This is a genomic window from Sulfuricurvum sp. (genome assembly GCF_049305995.1).
Taxonomy (GTDB): domain Bacteria; phylum Campylobacterota; class Campylobacteria; order Campylobacterales; family Sulfurimonadaceae; genus Sulfuricurvum.
Window position 1 is genome coordinate 1 of the sequence record NZ_JBAQPS010000091.1, and the last position, 3,683, is coordinate 3,683.

9 protein-coding genes are annotated in these 3,683 nt (G+C 38.0%); all 9 read right to left on the minus strand.

Going from position 1 to position 3,683, the window contains the following annotated elements; genetic code table 11:
• A partial coding sequence (locus WA010_RS03085) for a response regulator (protein ID WP_422555710.1) occupies nucleotides 1-246 on the minus strand: 246 nt, incomplete at its 3' end.
• A gap of 144 nt (nucleotides 247-390) precedes the next feature.
• Nucleotides 391-597, minus strand: a complete 207-nt coding sequence (locus tag WA010_RS03090; RefSeq protein WP_422555711.1) for a hypothetical protein — start codon at nucleotides 595-597, stop codon at nucleotides 391-393.
• A gap of 218 nt (nucleotides 598-815) precedes the next feature.
• Complete coding sequence (locus WA010_RS03095) at nucleotides 816-995, minus strand: hypothetical protein (protein WP_422555712.1); 180 nt, start codon at nucleotides 993-995, stop codon at nucleotides 816-818.
• 243 nt (nucleotides 996-1,238) lie between these two features.
• Nucleotides 1,239-1,505, minus strand: coding sequence for a hypothetical protein (locus WA010_RS03100; protein ID WP_422555713.1), 267 nt, complete (start codon nucleotides 1,503-1,505; stop codon nucleotides 1,239-1,241).
• The gene (locus WA010_RS03105) at nucleotides 1,498-1,773 is read right to left on the minus strand and encodes a toxin (RefSeq protein WP_422555714.1); all 276 of its coding nucleotides are present in this window, start codon (nucleotides 1,771-1,773) and stop codon (nucleotides 1,498-1,500) included. Before WA010_RS03105 ends, WA010_RS03100 begins: the two co-directional genes overlap by 8 nt.
• Before the next feature lie 89 nt (nucleotides 1,774-1,862).
• A complete protein-coding gene (locus WA010_RS03110; protein ID WP_422555715.1) occupies nucleotides 1,863-2,720 on the minus strand; it encodes a YecA family protein in 858 nt (285 codons plus the stop codon).
• 47 nt (nucleotides 2,721-2,767) lie between these two features.
• Nucleotides 2,768-2,971, minus strand: a complete 204-nt coding sequence (locus WA010_RS03115) for a hypothetical protein (RefSeq protein ID WP_422555716.1) — start codon at nucleotides 2,969-2,971, stop codon at nucleotides 2,768-2,770.
• An 8-nt stretch (nucleotides 2,972-2,979) separates the two neighbouring features.
• A complete protein-coding gene (locus tag WA010_RS03120; protein ID WP_422555717.1) occupies nucleotides 2,980-3,180 on the minus strand; it encodes a hypothetical protein in 201 nt (66 codons plus the stop codon).
• Complete coding sequence (locus tag WA010_RS03125) at nucleotides 3,177-3,452, minus strand: BrnT family toxin (protein WP_422555718.1); 276 nt, start codon at nucleotides 3,450-3,452, stop codon at nucleotides 3,177-3,179. The genes WA010_RS03120 and WA010_RS03125 overlap by 4 nt, the downstream gene beginning before the upstream one ends.
• Nucleotides 3,453-3,683 lie beyond the last annotated feature (231 nt).

The following is a 3,683-nucleotide window of genomic DNA, read 5'->3' on the forward strand; positions in this document are numbered from 1 at the left end:
GATACGGCGTGCAAGTTCAATACCATCAATTTCAGGCATAATGATATCAACAAAAATGATATCGGGATTAACTTTTTCATACATACGAAGTGCTTCGGCACCATTATATGCTGAGGTTACATCAGCAAAAAAGTTTTTGAATGTTGAACTCAAAAGATCATTAGCAACAACTTCGTCTTCGACTACCATTGCTGTTAGTTTTTTGGTTTGTTCAGTAAGTTGGATTAAATCAACATTAGATGACATGAGAACTCCTTGTTTAAATATTTTTCAATGACATGTTAAAAAATGTCATTGTAGATAATTGTTGAAATTATAGATCATATTTTTTAGCATTACCTTAAAAAAACAATTTTATAGTTAATTTTTACAAAAACAGTTTATCACACCTTAGAATTTTTCAGCACCTTTTTGAGTCAGGACTACAGTTACTCCGTCTTCTTTGATATCAATCATACCATCGTGTTTAAGTTCATCCATCGCGATTTGAAATGAACGATCTTGTTTGGAATCGAGTTTTTTCAAAACAGCGCTGATGACGTCTTGTTTAGTCATGATATGCCCCGCTTGCGCACGAGAGCTTTTGAACCAGTTCATAAACATTGCTTTGATCTCATTTTTTTGAGTGACTTCGATGTTCTCTTTTTTCGGAGGGGCTTTGCGTTGAACATTAGGAGAAGGTTTTGAGTATGCTTTTTGTGCGGATGGTTTTCGGGTGAAGTTTGAAGATTTTATGGGTAATCCTTGGTATCGTATAATCAGTTATCGTATTGTAGTGGTTTTTACTTTATTACGTACTTTTATAAATGTAGAGTTTAATGGGTGAACTTCTTGCGCATCATTCTAACATGCAAGAAAGAGATGAGTGCTAATACGCCCATCATCATAGCAAATTGAGAATTTTCTATCCCTGCTGATTTGGCACCGAGTGCAAAGCCTAAGAGCATCAGTAGGAAAAGCGTCATAAATCGAGAAAAAAGTTTAGTTGTTTTCATTGCCATAGCTCGCTTCAATATTTGGGAGAGTTAAATCGACAATAAAAATATTTTATTTAATAATCGTATTCAACAGCATATCGTTGCCGATGATTCACCGCTGAGTGATGGTGAATACACCTACGTCAAACCCGAAAAATGTATCGAGTGTGTGGACTCCGCTGTTCCCAAATGTGCTGATGTGTGTCCTACTGAGGGGTGTATTGTGTGGGATATGCCTTATACTGCCGAATGATCCCTAATTTAAGCCTCTAGTCGAATTCTTCCAGTGGCGTATTGGTGTACTAGGGATGAAATAATAGTTTGGTAGGGTATACCCGTCTCTTGTGCTTTATTTTTGATTGTCGTTACATCGCCTAGGCTGAGACGAATGGTAATATTTTTTGATTTTGAAAGGTACTCTTTGGCTGCCTGACGAGCCAACGCAATTTCTTCATCCACATTGATACTGCGCACCAGTTTATTATTTTCAAGAGCGTTTAAAATCTCCATCTCTTCTGCATCAAACATTGTTTTCTCCTTTGTAGAGCTTTTTGGCTTTTCGACTAGGGATAATCGTCTTTAGAAAAATCCCCTCGTCATTGCGAACAAACGGAACCAGATAGACATAATCAAGTGCTTCGATCACATAAATCTGTTGTCCGTGATAGTTTATTTGATCGGGATGGTCATACACATCTAAAACCTTTCCGGCATCGATGGCACTAATAATCTCTTCAAATCCGACTCCACGATTTTGCTTGAGAAGTTCATTTTTCTCTACCCCATAGGTAATCAATGAAAGTCCTTATATTATACATACATTGTATTTTATAGTGAAGTGTCTAAAAGGAAGATAAATAAGGAGCAAGAATGAAGATTGAATACCTATTCGAGACAACATTTTTTGTATTTTTTTCCACTCCCACATGGGCAAGGGTCATTGCGACCGATTTTTGGTTCCGTACGTATGGCTGGCATGGATGGTATTTCATCAAATAGTGCTGAATCATCAAAATTAGCGAAATATTTGTCTAAAGGGCGAGGTTTGTAAGTCTCTCGTTGGCTACGAAGTCCAAATTCAATCTCGTAGTCTTCCAAATCGCCGTCAAAGTAAATATCTACTTCTTTTGTAGCGAAAATCTCACGGATTAAATCGATGTGTTTGGCTCCAGTCAGCTTTTTGAGTGCGGAGAGGCTATACCCATTGAGTCCATCATCATTTAGAGTGTCAGTAGCAAAAAAATTTAAGAGTATGGTTTCGATTTTTGGAATACTCGATGAGTCAGATGTCGCAATCTCTTCGAACGCTTCAAGTATACGCATACGACTGTAAATATTGAGTTTTTCGTTTATATATGCGTCGGATAACATCGGGATAGTTTTACTACCGATATGACGAAAATAATGGGCAAAAGGAAACCCAAAGTAGTCATCGTCTTCCCAATCGTTAAGATTATCGATCAATGTTTGGGCGATACCATCCTCTTTTAGCTGACCGAGTACATAGAGGGCATGAAGCGGAGCGAAGAAAAAGGAGTCGTATTGTTTTTTATAGGTAATAGTATTGAAGTCATCATTTAAAACCATTTTTTGAAGCAGTGGGCTATCCTCATGGTTAAATCCAAGCTCCAAAAATGGTTGTTGTTTTTCAAAATTAGAGACGAGAGTGTTTCGTCCGAGGGTAAAGAGTACTCCGAAATGGGGAGGATAGCTATCGATAATAGTTTGCATTTTCTGTGTCATTAATTCTTCCCAATTTTTTTGTTTTTCCCACTCTCCCGAGTGAGAGATTACGCTGATACTCGGTTGGCAATTTCGATGTCTTTACGCAAAAGTTCATTAATCAGGCTTTGGAGAGTTTCATTTTTCCCTTTAAGTTTATCGGCAAAAAAGTGAGCTATATCTTTATCGAGATAAATCGGTGTTTCGATCTCTTCGAGAGGGATATAAAATTTGCCTTGTTCAGCATTGGTGAAATCGTATTCTTCTTGCATCTGTTTTGTTATGCCGATTGCGGTGTTTTGTCCAAAAGACGCATAAGTGTGCGTAGTGCTTCATTGACTGATTTGGAATCAGGGAATACTTTAGTCACATCTTCATCGATTTTAACGATATTGACACCCTCATGATACGACGCAGCGTATTTGCCTCGAACACCTTTGCTGAAATCGTATTCGTCCAGCATTTCAGGTTGTTTTTTCATTGCTGTTCCTCATAAAATTTTTGTTCATTTTTACTTGCGGTGCGTGCCGAAATGATCCGTATAGCTTCACTTCTTTCGACATGAACTACGACCAGAGTATTGAGTAATTCTGATTTACCGATAATGATAAATCGATCTTCACTCTCAGAATGTAAAGGATCTTCGATAGTAATGGCAAGCCAATCCCCGAAAACGGTGCTAGCTTCTTCGAATGAGATACCGTGCTTTTTCAGATTTGAAATTGCTTTTTTATCATCCCACTCAAATTTCACAGATTACCTTTGCATCATGTTGATAGGGATATTGTAGCATAAGAAAAGAATGAAAAAATATATATTCCCCGTGATCCAACACCTAGAGCCGTTCCGAAGGCAGCAGTGCCGAGAGGAACGAGCGTTCTTGGATTGCGGTATGCTCTTTTGCTACTTTTCGGCTAAACAGAAAAGTAGGGAGTTGTTTTGAAATGTGGGGTGAGGGAAGGATCGAAAAAAAAGTGAAGATTA

Bases quoted from the DNA above. Each gene is read 5' to 3' on its own strand.
- WA010_RS03090 (WP_422555711.1), bottom strand. From the start codon at position 597: ATGAACTGGTTCAAAAGCTCTCGTGCGCAAGCGGGGCATATCATGACT.
- WA010_RS03095 (WP_422555712.1), bottom strand. From the start codon at position 995: ATGAAAACAACTAAACTTTTTTCTCGATTTATGACGCTTTTCCTACTG.
- WA010_RS03100 (WP_422555713.1), bottom strand. From the start codon at position 1,505: ATGTTTGATGCAGAAGAGATGGAGATTTTAAACGCTCTTGAAAATAAT.
- WA010_RS03110 (WP_422555715.1), bottom strand. From the start codon at position 2,720: ATGACACAGAAAATGCAAACTATTATCGATAGCTATCCTCCCCATTTC.
- WA010_RS03115 (WP_422555716.1), bottom strand. From the start codon at position 2,971: ATGCAAGAAGAATACGATTTCACCAATGCTGAACAAGGCAAATTTTAT.
- WA010_RS03120 (WP_422555717.1), bottom strand. From the start codon at position 3,180: ATGAAAAAACAACCTGAAATGCTGGACGAATACGATTTCAGCAAAGGT.